General features: G+C 74.1%; 10 protein-coding genes. 7 read left to right on the forward strand and 3 right to left on the reverse strand.

The features are described 5' to 3' along the window. Nucleotides 1–26: 26 nt before the first annotated feature. Nucleotides 27–1025: a zinc metalloprotease gene (locus ACI1MP_RS02205; protein WP_404867541.1), complete on the reverse strand. Its 999-nt coding sequence runs from the start codon at nucleotides 1023–1025 to the stop codon at nucleotides 27–29. 456 nt (nucleotides 1026–1481) lie between these two features. Between ACI1MP_RS02205 and ACI1MP_RS02210 the strand changes: the two genes are divergently transcribed. Then, entirely contained in the window at nucleotides 1482–1865 is a 384-nt protein-coding gene (locus tag ACI1MP_RS02210) for a VOC family protein (RefSeq protein WP_380331306.1), read from the forward strand. A gap of 39 nt (nucleotides 1866–1904) precedes the next feature. Here ACI1MP_RS02210 and ACI1MP_RS02215 read toward each other — a convergent pair whose 3' ends face one another. After that, nucleotides 1905–2768 carry an acyl-CoA thioester hydrolase/BAAT C-terminal domain-containing protein gene (locus tag ACI1MP_RS02215; protein ID WP_404867542.1) on the reverse strand — a complete coding sequence of 288 codons (864 nt, stop codon included), beginning with the start codon at nucleotides 2766–2768 and terminating at the stop codon, nucleotides 1905–1907. A gap of 361 nt (nucleotides 2769–3129) precedes the next feature. On the opposite strand from ACI1MP_RS02215, the gene ACI1MP_RS02220 reads away from it, so the two are divergent. The 6 genes from ACI1MP_RS02220 (at nucleotide 3130) to ACI1MP_RS02245 (ending at nucleotide 17493) form a co-directional block, all read left to right on the forward strand. Then, a complete protein-coding gene (locus ACI1MP_RS02220; protein ID WP_404867543.1) occupies nucleotides 3130–5475 on the forward strand; it encodes a penicillin acylase family protein in 2346 nt (781 codons plus the stop codon). Between the two features lie 124 nt (nucleotides 5476–5599). After that, nucleotides 5600–7396 (forward strand): acyl-CoA dehydrogenase, encoded by a 1797-nt coding sequence (locus ACI1MP_RS02225; protein WP_404867544.1) that lies wholly within the window; start codon nucleotides 5600–5602, stop codon nucleotides 7394–7396. 159 nt (nucleotides 7397–7555) lie between these two features. After that, nucleotides 7556–11437 (forward strand): hypothetical protein, encoded by a 3882-nt coding sequence (locus ACI1MP_RS02230; protein ID WP_404867545.1) that lies wholly within the window; start codon nucleotides 7556–7558, stop codon nucleotides 11435–11437. 138 nt (nucleotides 11438–11575) lie between these two features. Next, on the forward strand, nucleotides 11576–15508 hold the full coding sequence (locus ACI1MP_RS02235; RefSeq protein WP_404867546.1) for a tetratricopeptide repeat protein: 3933 nt from the start codon (nucleotides 11576–11578) through the stop codon (nucleotides 15506–15508). A 62-nt stretch (nucleotides 15509–15570) separates the two neighbouring features. Continuing rightward, on the forward strand, nucleotides 15571–16059 hold the full coding sequence (locus ACI1MP_RS02240) for an RrF2 family transcriptional regulator (RefSeq protein WP_404867547.1): 489 nt from the start codon (nucleotides 15571–15573) through the stop codon (nucleotides 16057–16059). A 243-nt stretch (nucleotides 16060–16302) separates the two neighbouring features. Then, nucleotides 16303–17493: an MFS transporter gene (locus ACI1MP_RS02245; protein ID WP_404867548.1), complete on the forward strand. Its 1191-nt coding sequence runs from the start codon at nucleotides 16303–16305 to the stop codon at nucleotides 17491–17493. On the opposite strand, the gene ACI1MP_RS02250 is transcribed toward ACI1MP_RS02245, so the two are convergent. Continuing rightward, nucleotides 17480–18217, reverse strand: coding sequence for a hypothetical protein (locus ACI1MP_RS02250; protein ID WP_387999639.1), 738 nt, complete (start codon nucleotides 18215–18217; stop codon nucleotides 17480–17482). The two genes, ACI1MP_RS02245 and ACI1MP_RS02250, sit on opposite strands and share 14 nt — an antisense overlap. Between the last annotated feature and the right edge of the window lie 23 nt (nucleotides 18218–18240).

Below are 18240 nucleotides of genomic sequence, written 5' to 3' on the forward strand. Positions count from 1 at the left end.
CGGGGCCTGCCGGAGCGGATGGGTCGTCAGGCGCGGTAGGCGGCCCAGGAGGTGGCCATGCGGGCGACCTGGCCGGCGGTGAACTGGGTCATGCAGGAGTCGTAGGTGTAGTCCATGAAGTTGTGGATCGGGTCGACGCCGGCGGTGGTGCAGGTGTCGCGGCCGGTCGGGCACTGGTAGGCGGCGGTCTTCTCGGCCGGGGTGTCGGAGACCTGGTCGCCCTGGCCGCCGCAGCCGCCCTGGAAGGTGTGGTAGAGGCCGAGCCAGTGGCCGACCTCGTGGGTGACGGTGTCGCCCTCGTTGTAGTTGGTGGCCGAGCCGCCGGGGAACGAGGTGTCGAGGATGACCACGCCGTCGTCGGTCGGGCTGGACTTGTAGCTGCTCGGGAAGGTCGCCCAGCCGAGCAGCGACTGCCCGAGGCTGGCGCTGTAGATGTTGAGGGCGTTGGCGCCGCCCTTGCGCAGCGCGCTCTTCATCGAGCTCTCGGCGCTGGAGCCCGGCGCGACGCCCGCGTACCAGGACGCGTTGTCGGTGTAGTCGGTCGAGACCAGCTGGAACTGGAACTGGCTGGGGGTGTTGCCCGCGCCCTGGCCGCTGTAGGCCGCGTTGAGGACGTCGATCTGCTTGGCGATGGTGGTGGCCGTCAGCTTGCCGGTGGTCCCGGAGTGGACGACGTGCATGTACACCGGGATGGTGGTGGCGACCGTCGCACCGGGGGCGAGCAGGGCGCCGCCCTGAGCAGTGCTCGCCAGCTGGGCGACGCGCGCCTTGAGGTCGGCCTCCATCGTCCTGACCTGTGCGTCGGTCACGGCGTTGGGGTCCCGGCCGACGGAGTTGCCGGCGGGCTTCCGGGCCGCGGCGTCGTCGTGGGCCGCCTCCCCGACGCACTCGGTGGAGGCCGCGGCCTGCGCGGTGGTGACCGTGGAAGGGGCGGCGAACTGGGTGAGGCCGACGCCTGCGACCAGTGCCGCGGCGCCGAGCAGCCTGCCGGCGGCACGCGAGGGGATGCGAACGGAACGACGCATCTGCGCTCCTGGGGAGTTGTGGGGGACGGCGGTCGAGGGAACCGCCGGGTCAAGGCTACGCAAAGGGGCATGTCCGCGTCAGACGCGTTCCGGCCTGGAGATTCTGACGACGAATCGGACAGAATCCGAAAGTTTGAGCGGCTCGACCCCCGCCGCACATGGAGGATTTCCCGTCGCACACGCAGCACCGGAGGCGGCCCCCGGCTGTCCGAAAACGGACGGCCCGCTCCCCCTCGGCCCGCTCCCCCTCGGGACGCCCGCGCGAGGCACCCCGCGCGGGGTCGCGGTCGATCAACGTGGCGACTTCACCGTCGACGGCCGTCGCTTCCTCCACGAGCAGGGGCGGACGGGCCACGCCCTGGTCGCGGAGTTCACCCCTCCGCCGTCCGCACGGCCGCCGAGAGCGTGGCTCGGGTAGCGGCAGCCCGTTGCGGGACAGCCCGTAGACTTCCCCGTGTGGCCTGCCGCATCAGCGAGTTGATCCTGGACTGCGCCGACCCCGAGCTGCTCGCCGGGTTCTGGTGCGAGGTCCTCGGCTACGTCGAGCTGGGCCGCGAGCCCGACGGCGGGATCGAGATCGGGCCGCCCGGCACCGGGTTCGGCGGCCCGCAGCCCACCCTGATTCTCAGCCCCGCCACGGACCCCCGGCCGGCCAGGCTCCCGCTGCACCTCGACGTCAGCCCGACCGATCGCGACCAGGACGCCGAGCTCGCCCGGCTGCTGGCTCTCGGCGCGCGGCCCGCCGATGTCGGGCAGACCGGCGAGGAGAGTTGGCACGTCCTCGCCGATCCCGAGGGCAACGTCTTCTGCCTGCTGCGCACGCGCGTCCCGGCGGCCTGACCGCACCGCACCGCCGTCCGGGCCCCAGCCCCCGCCCGGTCACTCGGCGTCGCGCACCTGGCGTCCCGTCAGGACGTCCACGACGTGCGGCCACGCCGTCGCGCCGAGCAGTGCGTCGCCCGCCGGGGTGCCGCCGTAGGCGAAGACGGTGGACGCGGGGGCCGGGCCCTCGCCGGGGAAGCGCGGGCGGTGGCCGGCGTCCGGGCGTTCGATCACCCGGGCGCCGAGGCCGGCCCGGTGGCGGCGGGCGGCGAGTCGGTGCGCGAAGGGCGCCGAGGGCCACATCGCGTCGTCGGCGCCCGCGATCAGCAGCAGATCGGCGCGGGTGCGCTCGATCGGGATGGTCGCCGCCGGGACCGCGTCCGCGAACGTCCGTTCGCTCTGCTCGTACCAGCCGCGGATGGCCACGGGCTCGCCCTCGGGCTCCCTCTGCGTCCAGGTCTCGTCCATCGGCACGAACGGCAGTGGCCGGCCCCGCCACGTCCAGCAGGAGCGGAGCGGGCGGTCGGCGCCGTCCAGGCCGGGGCCGACGTTGCTCCAGACCAGCGAGGTGGGCGACTGGGCCACCACCGCGTCCACCCGGGGGTCGTGGACGGCCGTCAGCATCGCGGCCTCGGCGCCCTTCGACGACCCGAGCACGCCTATGCGCTCCGCCCCGGCCTGCCGCAGCAGGTCCACGCCCGCCGTGAACGTCTCCAGCGGCACCTCGCAGACGCCGGGCGTCTGCCCGGGGCCGCCGAACCACCGGATCGCCAGCGCCGTCACCCCGGCCCGGGCCAGCAGGCGCGCCCGCTCCCGCTCCACCCGCCCGCTCGATCCGGCCAGCACCAGCACTCCGGCCCGGCTCCCGCCCTCCGGCGTGCACAGCACGGCCTCCCAGGGCTCCGTCAACTCTCTTTCCACCAAGGCTCCTTCATCGATCATCAGGTGCGGGCGCACCGCTCCCGGGCGCACTCCGCGCCGGGCCGGCACGGCAGCGACACCCACCCGGCGGAGCCCGCCCGGCCCTCGCCGCAAGACTGCCCGGTCCACGCCGCACGACCGGCCGGTCCTCGCCGCACGACCGGCCGGTCACCCACCGTTCGGAATCGAACGCTACCCCGCCCGGAGAAACCCCTACTCCGGACGCACCCGGGTGGGTCCGGAGAGCGAGAGCCGCCTCCTCCCGTGGAGCGATGACGACGAACGGCCGGTGCGGCAGCGTGGATCCATGACGGAGAACACGAAACTGACCACTCGTCAGTCTCGCTCGGGAGTAAGCCGGTTGGCGTCCGGTGCGCTCGCCCTCGGGCTGGCCGCCGGGCTGTTGACGGCGCTCGCGCCCGCCTCGGCGCAGGCCGCCGACACCGACCTCGGGGCCGACCGGGGCGGCTGGACCGCCAAGGTCCGGCGGACCGAGTACGGCGTCCCGCACGTGCTCGCGCGGGACTTCGGCGGCCTCGGGTACGGCTACGGGTACGCCTTCGCCCAGGACAACCTCTGCGAACTCGCCGACCAGGTGGTCACGATGCGCGGCGAGCGCTCGCGCTGGTTCGGCCCGGACGGCGAGTCCTCGGACCGGATCGCCAACCCGGACAGCGACGCCTACCAGCTGGCCCTGCGGCGCTCCGGGACGGTGCGGCGGCTGCTGGCCGAACCCGCGCCGCTCGGTCCGACCGGCGAGGTGCGGCAGCTGGTCGACGGGTACGTCGCGGGGTACAACCGCTACCTGCACGACACCGGGGTCAACCGCCTCCCGGACCCGTCCTGCCGGGGCAAGGGCTGGGTCGGGCCGATCACCGCCGACGACCTCTGGAACATCCTCTACGACGTCAACACCCTTGCGGGCACCGCCAAGAGCCTGGTCGCCAACGCCGTCCCGGGCGCCGGGGCGACCTCCCTCGCCGCGACGCCGGCCCCGGTGCGCCGCGCGACCGACACCCCTGACCTCGGCAGCAACGGCTGGGCGATCGGACGGGACGCCACCCGCAACGGAAACGGCCTGCTGCTGGCCAACCCGCACCTCCCGTGGGTCGGCTCGCAGCGGTTCTACCAGGCCCAGTTGACCATCCCCGGCGTCCTGGACGTGGCCGGCGCGGGCCTCTACGGCATCCCGTTCCTGCAGATCGGCCACACCGACGGCCTGGCCTGGACGCACACCTCCAGCTACTCCGACCACGCGACCATCTACCGGCTCTCGCTGGCGCCGGGCGACCCGACCTCGTACCTGGTGGACGGCAAGGTCGAACGGATGACCGCGACCACCGTCCCGGTCACCGTCCGGGCCGCCGACGGCACGCTCTCCACCGTCGAGCGGACCCTCTACCGCTCCCGGCAGGGCTACGTGCTGGCCGCCGGGTGGACGGGCGAGCAGGCCTACGCCCTGCGCGACGCCAACGCCGACAACCTCCGCTCCCTCAACGAGTGGGTGGCGATGGGCCGTTCGCAGAACCTCGACCAGCTGCGCCAGGCCCAGCGCACCTACCAGGGCGCCCCGTGGGTGTACACCACGGCCGTCGACACAAGCGGAACCGTCTACTTCACCGACTCCGCCGCCGTCCCGCACCTGCCCGACGCGCAGCTGACGCGCTGCCTGGTGCCCAGCCCCTGGGAGACGGGCGTGCTGGACGGGTCGACCACCGGCTGCGACCCGGGCACCGACCCGGACGCGCGGGTGCCCGGCATCTTCGGCCCGGCCAACCACCCCGCGCTGACCCGCACCGACTACGTGGCCAACTCCAACAACGGCCCCTACCTGACCAACGCGGACGCGCCGATCGCCGGTCTGCCCATCGTCTACAACGCGGCGCAGCAGCTCGCGACGCGGCCGCAGCTGGGCCTGCGGATGATCGCCGACCGCCGGGCCGGCACCGACGGCCTCGGCGCGCCCGGCTTCACCCTCGCCTCGCTCCAGGCGACCATGTTCGGCAACCGGGTGCAGAGCGCCGAACTGGACCGCGACGACGCCGTCGCGCTGTGCCGCGCCCACCCGGCGATCACGGCGTCCGACGGCACCCGGGTCGACGTGCGCGCCGCGTGCGACGTGCTCGCGGCCTGGGACACCCGGGCCGACGCCGCCAGCCGGGGCACCGTGCTCTGGCAGGCGTACCAGCGCGCGCTGGCGGGCACCCGCAGCCGGGCCTGGCAGACCGTCCCGTACGACCCGGCGCGGCCGTTGACCACCCCGCGCGGGATCGCCGCCGACAACGCCGACGCGCAGCGCGCGTTCGCCGACGCCGTCCTGCGCCTGGCGGCCACCGGGGTGCCGGTGAACGCGGCGATCGGTGACGTCCAGCGCTGGGCGGGCATCCCGCTGCACGGTTGCACCGGCGAGATCGGCTGCTTCAACGTGCTGACGGCCGGGCCGGATTCGGGCGCGGGCGGCGGCACCTACCCGGCGGCCGGCGCGGGCGCGCCGCACGGCTCCAGCTTCCTGATGGCCACCGAGCTGACCCGGCAGGGTCCGCGCACCCGGACGCTGCTCACCTACGGGCAGTCCGCCGACCCGACCTCGCCGCACTTCACCGACCAGACCCGCCGCTACGCCGCCGAGCAGTGGGTGACCGAGCGCTTCACCGAGGCCGAGATCGGCTCCGCCCCGGGCCTCACCGTCACCACCCTGCGACGCTGACCCGCCGTCAACCCGTCGAGGCCGGACCGCCGCCGTTCTCCCCGAACGGCGGCGGTCCGGCTTAGGATCTGCGGCCTCTGGACGTCCTCCCCCGGGCGTCCTCCTCACCGGATTGGGGTGTGCCGTGGCCGGGTCGGTGCTGTCGCGTCGGGATCTGGACTTCCTGCTGTTCGAGTGGCTGGGCGCGGAGGCGTTGACCGCGCGGGAGCGGTTCGCCGAGCACGACCGGGAGACCTTCGACGCGGTGCTCGGCCTCGCGGAGGAGCTCGCCGTGCGGCACTTCGCCCCGCACAACCGTCGCAACGACGTGGAGGAGCCGCGGTTCGACGGGGAGCGGGTGGTGCTGCACCCGGAGGTGGGGGCGGCGCTGGAGGCGTTCGTCGCCTCGGGGTTGATGTCGGCGGCGATGGACCACGACCTGGGCGGGCAGCAGTTGCCGACGCTGGTGGCGAACGCCTGCACGGCGTGGTTCCAGGCGGCGAACGTGGGCACGGCGGCGTACCCGTTCCTCACCGTCGCGAACGCCAACCTCCTTGCGGTGTACGGCACGTCGGAGCAGCGCGAGCGGCTGGTGCGCCCGCTCGCCGCGGGCCGGTTCTTCGGCACCATGTGCCTCTCGGAGCCGCAGGCGGGATCGTCGCTGGCGGATGTCCGGACCACGGCGGTGCCCCAACCGGACGGCGGCTACCGGCTGTTCGGCACCAAGATGTGGATCTCCGGCGGCGACCACGAGTTGAGCGAGAACATCGTGCACCTGGTGCTGGCCCGGACGCCGGGCGCACCGGCGGGGGTGAAGGGGCTGTCGCTGTTCGCGGTGCCCAAGTACCTGGTGGGGCCGGACGGTTCGCTCGGGGCGCGCAACGACGTGGTGCTCGCGGGGCTGAACCACAAGATGGGGTACCGGGGGACGGTCAACACGGTGCTGAACTTCGGCGAGGGCCGGTACCGTCCGGGCGAAGCGCCGGGCGCGGTGGGCGAGTTGGTGGGCGAGCTGCACCGCGGGCTGGCGTGCATGTTCCACATGATGAACGAGGCCCGGACGGGCGTCGGCCTCGGCGCGGCGGCGCTCGGGTACACCGGTTACCTGCACGCGCTGGACTACGCCCGGTCCCGCCCGCAGGGCCGCCCGTTGACGGGCCGTAACCCGTCCGCGCCGCAGGTGCCGATCATCGAGCACCCGGACGTCCGACGGCAGCTGCTCGCCCAGAAGGCCTACGTGGAGGGCGCGTTGGCGCTCAGCCTGTACTGCAGCCGGCTGATCGACGACCAGCGCACCGCCCCGGAGCCGGCCGAGCGGGCGGCGGCGGGGCGGCTGCTGGAGGTGCTGACGCCGGTGGCGAAGAGCTGGCCGGCGCAGTGGTGCCTGGCGGCGAACGACCTGGCGATCCAGGTGCACGGCGGGTACGGCTACACCCGGGACCACCCGGTGGAGCAGTTCTACCGGGACAACCGGCTGAACGCGATCCACGAGGGCACGCACGGCATCCAGGCGCTCGACCTGCTCGGGCGGAAGGTGGTGCTGGACGGCGGCGCGGGCCTGGCCGCACTGCTCGGGGCGTTCGCGGCCACCACGGCGAGGGCCGAGCGCGTCGGCGGCGAGGCGGCCCGGTTCGCGGCCGCGCTGGACGCCGCCGCCGGGCGGATCCGGCACACCACCGGGGCGCTGTGGTCGGCGGGCGACCCGGACGTCGCGCTGCCGAACGCCTCGGTGTACCTGGAGGCGGTCGGGCACGTGGTGCTGGCCTGGATCTGGCTGGAGCAGTACCTCGCGCTGGGCGCCGCCGACACGCCCTTCCACCACGGCAAGCGGCAGGCCGCCCGCTACTTCTTCCGGGTCGAACTCCCCCGCACCGGGACGCAGTTCGACCTGCTGGACGCACTCGACCGGACGGCTGCCGACACGCCCCCGGAGTGGTTCTGACCAGTGGCCCGACGTCCGTCGGCCGGACGCCCACCCCGTCCTGACGCACGGTCACGGTGCGCGGACGCGGCCGCCGGCCGGACGCCGGGACAGTTGAAGTCTCAAGGCCCTATGGTGAGTTGAGGATTGAAGGGGTTCGACTGACGAGGGGGTCGGCCGATGGATCCGGAACCGGAGGAGCCCCGGGTTCACCTGGAGGCCGAGGTGTCCGGCGACGCCAGGGCCTTCATGGCCGGGCGGGACCTGTTCGCGGCCGAGCGCGACCTGCACCTCCATCTGGAGGACGGCGTCCACCAGGTGCGGCAGGTGCTGTCCGGTCAGGCCGGGGCGGAGTGCCCGTACCCGGGGCTGACCACGTTCGGGCCGGACGAATCCCGGTGGTTCTTCGGTCGGAACCCGGCGATCGCGGACCTGCTCGTGCGCCTGGCCGGGCGGCTCGGTTCGGGCGGGCCGCAGTTCGTGCTCGGGGCGTCCAGCGCGGGGAAGTCGTCGCTGTTGCGCGCGGGGTTGTTGCCCGCCCTGAGCAGGGGCGGGCTTCCACGGGGCGGGGCGGCGCACTGGCCGCACCTGGTCCTCACGCCCACCGCCGGGCCGCTGGCCGAGGCGGCCCGCGCGCTGGCGGCGGCGGTGGGCCTGGACCTCGCCGTGGCGGAGTCGCTCGTCGCCGACCCGGCCGGGTTGGCCGCCGCCGTGCGCGAGGCGATGGACGAGGCCTCGCTGGAGCGGCTGGTCATCGTGGTCGACCAGTTGGAGGAGCTGTTCACCCTGGCGTCCGACGACGCCGAACGGCGGGCGTTCCCGGAGCTGATGGCGCAGCTGGCCGAGCCGGGCGGGGGCCGCGAACCCGTCGCACTGGTCGTCTACGGCATGCGGTCCGACTTCTACGGCCGGGCCATGGACCACCCGCGGCTGCGCTCGGCGCTGGCGGACCAGCCGGTCAACCTCGGGCCGCTGCCGGAGCAGGGCCTGCGCGAGGCGATCCTGTTCCCGGCGCGCTCGGCGGGCCTCGATGTGGAACCCGGCCTGGTGGAGCTGCTGCTGCAGGACCTCGGGGCCACCGCCGGCGGCGAGTACGAGGCGGGCCGGCTTCCTCTGCTCGCCCACGCGTTGCGGGCGACGTGGCAGCTCCGGGACGGCCATCTCATGACCGTCGGGGCCTACCGGGCGACCGGCGGCGTCCTGCATTCCGTCGCCGCCACTGCGGAGAGGGTGTTCGGCGGCCTCGACGACGACGGTCGGCGGCTGGCGCGCTCGCTGCTGCTGCAACTGGTGGAGCTGGGTGACGGCACCGACGACACCCGGCGCCGACTGCCCCGGGAGCACCTGATCCGGGAGAGCCCGGATCCGCAGCAGGCTGCCGCCGTGCTGGACACCATGGTCCGGGGCCGGCTGCTCTCCCCGCGGGACGACGGGGTCGAGATCACCCACGAGGCGCTGCTGCGGGCCTGGCCCAGGCTCCAGGTCTGGCTCGGCGAGGACCGCGAGGGCCTGTTGCTCCACCAGCAGCTCGCGGAGGCGAGCGACAGCTGGTCGCAGGACGACAGGCGGCGGCGCAGCCTGTTGCGCGATCCCCGGCTGGCCCGGATCCGCGAGTGGGTGCGGAGCCCGGGCCGGCGGGCCGATCTGACCGTGCAGCAACGGGAGTTCGTCACCGCCAGCGTCCGCGCGGCGCTGGTCCGCCGGGCGGCCCGCACCGTAGGAGTGGTCGGTCTGGTCCTGACGGTCGTGGTCAGTGTGATCGCCGTCCAGCAGCACCGCGCGGCCCGGCAGCACGAGGCGGAGCTCACCTCCCGCCGGCTCGCCACGAACGCGGCGGCCATCCGTCCGACCGACCCTTCGGTGGCGCTGGAGCTGAGCCTGGCCGCCTACCGCACGTCGCCCACCGACGAGGCCCGCAACGAGATGTACGCCTCCTACACGAGCCCCTATTCGGTGACCCTCGACGACCCCTCGGGCAAGGATCACCCGAGGACGGTCGTCAGCCTGTCGTTCAGCGCCGACGGGCAGGTCCTCGCGAGCGGCGACACCGACCACAAGGTCAAGCTCTGGGACGTCGCCAATCCCGCCCGTCCCGCCTTCGGCGCCGCGCTCACCACCGAGGGCACCTCCGCGGTGGCCTTCGCGCCGAACGGCCGTCTCCTCGCGACGCACGGCCGAAGGTCACTGCAGCTCTGGGAGACGACCGACCCGCGCCACCCCAAGCTGCTCAGCAGCACTCCGGACGAGACGGAGGTGGCGTACTCGCTGGCCTTCGGCCCGGACGGGCGGACCTTGGTCTCCGGGGGCGACAAGGGAGTCGCCCGGCTCTGGAACATCGCCGACCCCGCCCGTCCCGCACCGCCCCGCACGTTCTCGGCGGACTCCGAGGACGTCACGGGCGTGGCCTTCCACCCAGACGGCCGGACCGTGGCGACCGCGAGCAACGGCGGAAGCGTGCGGCTCTGGAGCGTGGCCTCGGATCGGCCGACGGTCCTGGCCGCCCTGTCGGTCAAGAGCGCCTGGAACCTCGCCTTCCACCCCGGGGGCAGACTGCTCGTGGCCGCCGGCACCTACGGGCAGCTCAACTACTGGGACGTCACCGACCCGAGCCGACCGCTGGCGAAGGAACTGGCGCTCGACAGCGCACGAGGGGACTTCCTGGCCCTCGCCTTCAGCGCCGACGGCAAGGTCCTCGCCTCCGCCAACACCGACGGCAGCGTGAACCAGTTCCAGATCGACCGGCGCCCCGACCCCGACACCGTCGACATCGAGCTGTGGAACACGCTTCCCGGCTCGGGCGCCCTGCGCTCGCTGGCGTTCCGCCCCGACAACCGCACCGTGGCCGTCGGCGGGGACAACGGCCTGGTGCGGATCTGGACCACACCGGGGGCGGCCATTCCGCAGCGGCTGACCGGCGCGGCCGGCAGCACCTCGGGCACGGCGTTCGGCAACGACGGCCGCACGCTGGTGACCGGGGACCAGGACGGCAGTGTCCGACTCTGGGACATCACCGACCGGCTACGGCCGGTTCCCGGCGCCGCCCTGCCGCGCCCGTGGTCGAGCGGAGCCTTCCTGTCCGACGGCCGCACGCTTCTCACCGCACCGGCGGACAACTCCTCCGTCGGCCTGTGGGAGGTGGGCGACGCCCACCACCCCGTCCTGCAGGCCACTCTCGCCAGGAGCGGGTCGTCGGCCGGCCGCTTGCCGGCAGTGGCCTCCGCCGAGAGCAACGTCCTCGCCCTGACCGGCCCCTCCGCCGGTGTGGTCCACCTCTGGGACATCACGGACCGCCGCCGTCCCAAGGAGGCGGCGACGGTGGCGGTCCCGTACACGCCGGCCGGGATCGGGCTCCACCAACAGGGGCGCGCACTGGTGGTGATCGACGAGAAGCTGGACGTGCGGCTCTGGAGCCTCGCGGATCCGTACCGTCCTGACGGACCCCACCCGCTGCCCATGGAGTTCCACGACGCCTGGGCCGTCGCCGGCACTCCGCAGCGCCGGATGCTCGTCATGGAGGAGGACCGTGACATCCAGGTCCTCGACGTGTCCGAGGTCAGGAACCCCGTGCGCACGGGAGAGCTGCCGGTGGCGGCGAACGCCTTCGGGGAGTTCGGCGGCGGCAGGTACGTCGCGGCCGCGTCCAACCGGGAACGGGCCGTCAGCTTCTGGGACCTCGACCATCCGGACGCGGCGATCGCCAGGGTCCCGCTGACGGACAAGGCGCAGGACCTGACGGTCAGCGGCGACGGCCGCACCGTCGGCCTGACCACCGGTGGAATCCTCGTCAGCGGCAAGGTCCTGCTGTGGAACGTCGCCGACCCCGCGAACGTGTCCGTCGGCTCCGCCCTCACCCTGCCCGGAAGCGACCTGGAGTTCAGCCCCGACAGCAGCATGGTGGCCACCAACGTGCGCGACTCCCTGCACGGTGACAGCATCCGCCTCTGGCCACTGGACGCCGACCGGATGTACCGGCAGATCTGCGCCGACATCGGCACCCCCGTGCCCGACAGCCGGTGGACGAAGTACGCCGGGAACCATCCGTACCGGCGGCCGTGCGCCTGACGGCGCCTGACGTTCGATCGGCCGGGCCTCGCCGGAATCGCACTCCGCAGCGCGCCCGCCCTCGGCCGGCGCCGCCGATGACCGGCTGCGCAGGCCGTAGGGTGGGGCGTTCGCAGGGTGGACGGGGGGCGGGGCGTCGTGGAGCGGTCGCGGCTGGTGGGGGTGGGTGGCCCCGGCGGTCCGGGTTCGGGGTGTGCGGTCGGCGGGCGGCTGGTGCTGACGTCCGCCCATGTGGTGCGCGGCGACGGGCCGGTGGAGGTGTTCCGGCCGGCGGGTGCGGGGCCGGTCGGGGCCGAGGTGCTGTGGTGCGGCACGCCGGGCGGGCGGGACGACGCGGCGCTGCTGCTGGTCGACGAGTCACTGTGGTCCCGGCCGCCGGGTCCGGTGCGCTGGGGACGGCTGGTGACGGACCGTCCGGGGACGCCGTGCGAGACCTGGGGGCTGCCCGACCTCGCCCAGCGGGCGGGCCGCCCGGCCGAGGCGGTGCAGCTGGTCGGGGAGGTGAACCCGGGCACCGACTACGTCGGCAACCGGCACGTCATGGACCTGCGTCAGCAGCCGCCGCAGTGGTCCGCCGGCTCGCCGTGGGGCGGGCTTTCGGGTGCGGCGGTGCACTGCGGCGACCTGCTGGTGGGGGTGGTGGCCGCCGAGCGGGCGCACTCGGGCGGGGCGCAGCTGAACCTGGTGCCCGGGTACGTGCTGCACCACGATCCGGCGTTCCGGGCGGTGCTGGCGGCGCACGGGGTGCCGGCGGCCGCGCTGGAGCCGGTCGAGTTGCAGCACCTGGCCGATCCGGCGGTCGGGCCCGAGCGGGCGGCCGGGCCGGTCCGCTCGCCGGCGGCGCTGCTCCGGGCGGCCCGCCAGGTGGTGCCGTTCCACGGCCGGACCGAGCTGCTGGGCGAACTGGTCGAGTGGTGCGAGCGCGGCGGGTTCGGAGCCTGGCTGCTGCACGGCCCCGGCGGTCAGGGCAAGACCCGGCTGGCGCACGAGCTGGCGGCCCGGCTGTCGGAGCGGCAGTGGGCGGTGCTGTGGCCGCGTCCCGACGCCGGGGCCGAGGAGTTGACGGACTGTCGGCTCGCGACGCGTCCGCTGCTGATCGTCCTGGACTACGCCGAGCACCGCACCGCCCAGCTGGCCGCCCTGGTGGCGGCGGCCGCCGCGCACCGCGGTCCGACGGCGTTCAAGCTCCTGCTGCTGGCCCGCACCGACGGCGACTGGTGGCAGCAGGCCGTCACCGCCGACGACACGGCCCAGGACCACCTGGAGTACGCCCCGACCCGACGCCTCGACCCGCTCCAGGACGAGCCGGCGGGCCGCCCGGCCGCGTACCGGGCGGCGCTCGACGCGCTGGCCGCCGCACTGCCGTTCGTCGACGGCCAGTCGGGGCCCGACTGGCCCGGCGTCGCCGCGACGCTGCCGACCGCCCCGGGCCTCGACCAGCCCGGCTACGGCAACGCGCTGACCCTGCAGATGGCCGCGCTCGCCGACCTGCTCGACACCACGGGGACGGCCGGGTTCGACGGCCGCCCGGGGGCCGCCGCGGTGGAGGACCGGCTGCTGGGCCACGAACGCCGCTACTGGCAGCGCACCGCGACCGCGCTCGGCCTCTCCCCCGCGCTGTCGGTGCGCGCGCTGGACGCGGTGGTCGCCGCCGCGAACCTGGCCGGCGCCGTCGACCGCGAGCAGGCCGACCTGCTGTGGCGTCACCTCCCGGCGCTGGCGGACCAGTCCCGCGACCGCCGCGACACCGTCACCGCCTGGCTCGGCGCCCTCTACCCCGCCTCCGCACCCCGTCCCTTCGCCCCGCTCCCGCCCGACCGCCTCGCCGAACGCCACATCGCCCGCGTCCTCGACACCGACCCCGCCCTGCCCGAACACCTGCTCCCCGCCCTCGACGCCCCACGCACCGCGCACCTCCTCACGGTCTACACCCGCGCCGCCGCCCACTCGGCCGCCGCCGGCCGCCTCGACGCCGGACTGACCGCCCTGTGCGTCCGCCAACGCGCCACGCTGGCCCCGTACTTCGTCTTCCTGGCCACCCGGAGCCGACGCCCGGGGCCGCTGCTGGCGGCGCTGGAGGCGATCGTCTCGGACCCGGGGACGCCGTTGACGGAGCTGTCCGAACTCAGCCGACTGTTCCCGGACTCCAGCCAAATCCTGGTGCACGAGGCGGCCCGACTCGCCCGGGTGCACACGGACCGCCTGCGGGTGGGGGCAGCCACCGATCCGGACGGGTTCGGACTGCCGCTCGCCACCACGCTCAACGAGCTCTCCGTCAGGTTGAGCCAGCTCGGCCGCATCGAGGAGAGCCTGACCGCGATCCAGGAGGCGGTCGAGCTGTACCGGACGTTTGCCGCCGCCGACCCCGAACGCCATGCCCTTGGTCTGGCCGCCATGCTGGGAAATCTCGCCGACCGGCTCACCGAACTCGGTCGACCGGACGAAGGCCTGACCTTCGCACGGGAGGCCATCGAACTGCATCGGGCGCGCGGCGAGGCGGGGCTACCCGAACTGGCCGACGCCCTCGTCCGCCTGTCCACCGTCCTGGGCGGCCTGGGACGGCACGAGGGCGGGCTGGCTGCCGTCCAGGAAGCCCTCACCGTGATCGCGCGCCTCGCCGATTCCGACCCGTGGCCGCACCTGGAACGGCAGGCGGCTGCGATGACCAACCTGACCATCCGGCTGGGCGACCTCGGCCGTCTGCCGGAAAGTGCGGCGGCCGCGCGACGCACGGTGGCCGCGAGTCGGGCGCTCGCCGAATTCGACCCGGACGCGCACATGTCCGATCTGGCCGGGGCCCTCGGCAACGAGTCCCAGGCCTGGCGTCTCCTTCGCCGACCGGACCAGGGGCTGGCCCCGGCGGAAGAGGCGACCGCCCTGCTCCGTCGGCTCGCGGACGGCAACCCCGATGCGCACCTGCCGCGGCTCCGCACCGTCCTCACCACTCTGGCCGACCACCTGCACGATCTCGGCCGGCAGGCCGAGGCACTGGCCGTGGCCCGGGAGGCCGTGGCCATCGCCCGGACCCTGCACGCCACCTCACCCGATACCAATCGCCCTTATCTCGCCCATGCACTGGTCGGTCTGTCCCGCAACCTCGGTGAGCAGGGTCGGGTCGAGGAAGGGGTGACGGTCGCTCAGGAGGCGGTCGAGCTCTGCCGCCCGCTCAGCGCGCTCCGCCCCACCGTCCACGCGCCCCGGCTTGCCATCGCCCTGGACCACCTGGCCCGCCACCTCCAGCAGCTGGGCCGGGAGGAGGAAGCCCTGGACTCCCGACTCGAAGCGGTGGCCCTCCTCCGTGCGCTCGACGCACCGGCTCAACTCCCCCAATTGGCTGCGGCTCTGGATGACTTGGCCGAGCTGCTGCGTGTCCTGGGAGGACACGTCGAGGCGGTGCCGGTGTGGGCGGAATCCGTCACGGCCTGGTACACCCTGGCCGAGTCCGACCCGCGCACCCGCCTTCCGCGGCTCGCCGCTGCTTTGATCCGACTCAGCGAGGAACTCCGCCTCGCCGGAGACCGCGACTCGGCCATCCGCCCCGCCCGCGATGCCCTCGACCTCTGCCGCAGCCTCGACGAGGCGATACCCGGGCACCATCTCCCCCTGCTCGCCACCGCGTTGACCAACCTCGCCGACTGCCTGGACGGACCCGACCAGTTGACCGAGGGCCTCGCCTTCGCCGAGGAAGCGACAGCTCTCCGCCGCACCCTCGCCGCCACCGATCCCGACGCTCATCTGCCGCTGCTCGCCCACGCGTTGATCGTGCTGGCCACCACGCTCGGCATGGCCGACCGGGCGCAACACGCGCTCGATCCCGCCCGTGAAGCGGTCGGCATCTGCCGCGAGCTCCACCGCGCCGACCCTGGCATCCAGCTGTCCCCGCTGGCCGCCGCCCTGCGCGTCCTCGCCGTGGTTCATCTCAACCTCGACCACCGCACGGAGGCACGGAATGCGGCGCACGAAGCACTCGCCCTCTACCGAGGGCTGGCTGCCGGAGTACCCGCCGAATTCGACCGCGTGGTGGCGCAGTTCGAGCAGATACTCGCCGAGATCGACCAACTGCCGTCGTGAACCGGCCCGTTGCTCAGCCATTCGCTGGCGGAGCACCATTCCGGACAGCTAGTATCCCGAATATGCGGACGAGCGAAGGCGTCGAGTGGGGCCTGCACTGCTGCCTCACCCTGGTGTGGCTGGGCGAGACCGACCCGGTGCCCTCGGCCCGGCTGGCGGCGATGTTCGAACTGTCGCCGACCTACCTCAACAAGGTGCTCCAACGACTCACCCGGGCAGGCCTGTTGACGTCCACCCCGGGCCCGCGCGGCGGCGTCCGCCTGGCCCGCGACCCCGCCCGGATCACCATGATGGACGTGGTGACGGCCGTCGAGGGTCCCGACCCGCTGTTCGCCTGCGCCGAGATCCGGCAACAGGGCGTCTCCGCGGAGGGCGCACACCCCCGCGAGTTCACCCGCCCCTGCGGCATCGCCGCCGCGATGCGCCGCGCCGAACTCGCCTGGCGCCGCGAACTCGCCGCCCGCACCGTCGCCGACCTCGCCCAGGACGCCCCGACCACCACCATCACCCGCGTCCGCACCAACTACGCCCGCCTCACCTCCACGACCTGAGCAAGCGCGAAGGCAAAGGCAGGGGCGCTGCGCGAAGAGGAACACACTCGCCGGAAGGATCGCGACGCGGGGCAATGACCTGCACCTGTTCGCGACCTTGCTGACGTTCGCTCGCTGCTTGCGCCGTTCCGCCCCCTCGGCCTCGCCTGGGAGTACCCCCGGCGCCCCCGGTAGTGCACCTGCCTGCCTTTCGCACCCGAATTCCGGATACCGAACATCCCGAATCCTGTCAGGAGCCCCACCATGTCCCCACCCCCGTCGGCAGCAGGTCTCCGGCCCGCCGCCGTGCTGGCTCTCGGCACCTTCGCCGTCGGCACCGACGCCTTCGTCACCGCCGGCTTCCTCCCCGCCATGGCCGACGCGCTGCACGTGTCGACCGCCGCCGCCGGACAGTCCGTCAGTCTGTTCGCCGCCGTGTACGCACTGGCGTCGCCACTGCTCGCCGTCGCCACCGCCCGACTGCCCCGTCGCACTCTGCTGCTGGGGGCACTCCTGTTACTGACCGCCGCCAACACCCTCTCCGCACTCGCCCCGACCTACGAAGTCCTCCTGGCCGGCCGCGTCCTCGCGGCCCTCGGGGCGGCCGCCTTCACACCGACCGCCGGAGTCACCGCCGCCGCGCTGGCGCGAGCCGACTCGCGGGGACGGGCTCTCGCCGTGGTGATCGGTGGATTGACGGTGGCAACCGCCCTCGGGGTGCCGCTCGGGCAGCTGGCCGCCGTCGGTCTGGGGTGGCGGGCGGCGCTGGGCGCCGTCGCGGTGCTGTCCGCACTGAGTGCGCTCACAATCGAACTGACGCTCCCTCAACTCCCGGGCGCAGAGCCCGTTCCGCTGCGGTCGAGGGTGGCGGCGCTGCGCCGTCCGGGAGTGCTCGCGGTGCTGCCGTTGACGGTGCTCGGAATGGCCGCGAGCTACGTGCCGTACTCGTACAGCGTGCCGGTGCTGGCGGCGGTCGGCGTCTCGGGGCGGATCGCCGTGCCGGTCGCGCTGGCGCTGTACGGGGCGGGTGCGGTGGCGGGCAACCTGTTGGCGGGGCGGTGGACGGACCGGGTCGGTCCGGTGCGGGTGCTGACGGTGGGGTACGCAGCGATGGCGGTGTCGTTCGCGGCGCTGGCCGCTCTCGCGGCAGGGCAGCTGCGCAGCACTGTCGCGGTGGGGGTGTTGGCGTTCCTGTGGGGTGCGAGCAGCTGGTGCCAGACTCCGGCGCAGCAGCACCGGCTGCTGGCCGCCGCCCCCGAACAGGCACCGCTGGTGGTGTCGTTGAACTCCTCGGCGATCTATCTGGGCATCGGCGCGGGCACCGTGCTGGGCGGGTTGGCGCTGCCGTCGGGTGCAGCGGCGGTGTTCGCGCCGGCGGCGGTGCTGGCTTGCGGCGCGGCGGGGTGTCTCCGTGCGACGGCGGCGCGGGGTCGGGCGGGTGCTACATCCACATGAACGGCTGGCCGGCGATCGCGGCGGCGGACCGGGCGCTGGCGGTCAGCAGGTCGTCCGGGTGGTCGCCGGGGCGCTGGTCGGCGTAGCGGGCGGCGATGACGGTGATGTGGTGGCCGACCGTCTCGACCCGGATCGCCGTCATCGGCTTGATGCCCGCGGCGGGGGCCACCACCCCGTCGGGGAAGGTGAATTCGAACTCCGCCGCGTGGTCGCGCACCGCCTGCGCGGCCTGGGCGGCGGCACCGGGGTCGGCGAAGCGCAGGACGGTGATGCTGGTGATCACGGGCTGGTCGTTGCGGGTGAGCGCGACGCCGAGCCAGGCCTGGCAGTCGAGCTTGTCCAGCAGGTTGTGGCTCTTGTCGTTCTGGACGCCCTGGCAGTCTCCGCCGTCCCGGGCGGCGGTCCGGCGGGCCTTGAACTGGTCGTACTCGTAGCCGCGTTGCGCAGGGAAGTACCGTTCGGAGTTGAAGGCCTGAGCCTCCGTCAGCGGCTTGGCGACCTGTCCGGGCGCGGCGGCGACGGTGGCGGGCAGGCTGCTGGTGGGGCCGAGCCCGGGCAGGATGTCGCCGGGGTGCGGCGTGGACACCACCCAGACGCCGCCGGCGGCCAGCACCGTGACGACGCTCCACAGGGCGGCCAGGCGTCTGCGCTCGCCGACGGCCCGATGCCCGGTCACCGGCAGGTCCTCGGCGGCGCCTGCTGGCGCTTCCCCCTGGATGGTCATGGCGCCGATTCTAAGCAGGTCAT

This window comes from Kitasatospora griseola, from assembly GCF_044999035.1.
GTDB classification, from domain to species: Bacteria; Actinomycetota; Actinomycetes; order Streptomycetales; family Streptomycetaceae; genus Kitasatospora; species Kitasatospora griseola.

Bases quoted from the DNA above. Each gene is read 5' to 3' on its own strand.
- ACI1MP_RS02240 (WP_404867547.1), top strand. From the start codon at position 15,571: ATGCGGACGAGCGAAGGCGTCGAGTGGGGCCTGCACTGCTGCCTCACC.
- ACI1MP_RS02205 (WP_404867541.1), bottom strand. From the start codon at position 1,025: ATGCGTCGTTCCGTTCGCATCCCCTCGCGTGCCGCCGGCAGGCTGCTC.
- ACI1MP_RS02250 (WP_387999639.1), bottom strand. From the start codon at position 18,217: ATGACCATCCAGGGGGAAGCGCCAGCAGGCGCCGCCGAGGACCTGCCG.
- ACI1MP_RS02230 (WP_404867545.1), top strand. From the start codon at position 7,556: ATGGATCCGGAACCGGAGGAGCCCCGGGTTCACCTGGAGGCCGAGGTG.
- ACI1MP_RS02245 (WP_404867548.1), top strand. From the start codon at position 16,303: ATGTCCCCACCCCCGTCGGCAGCAGGTCTCCGGCCCGCCGCCGTGCTG.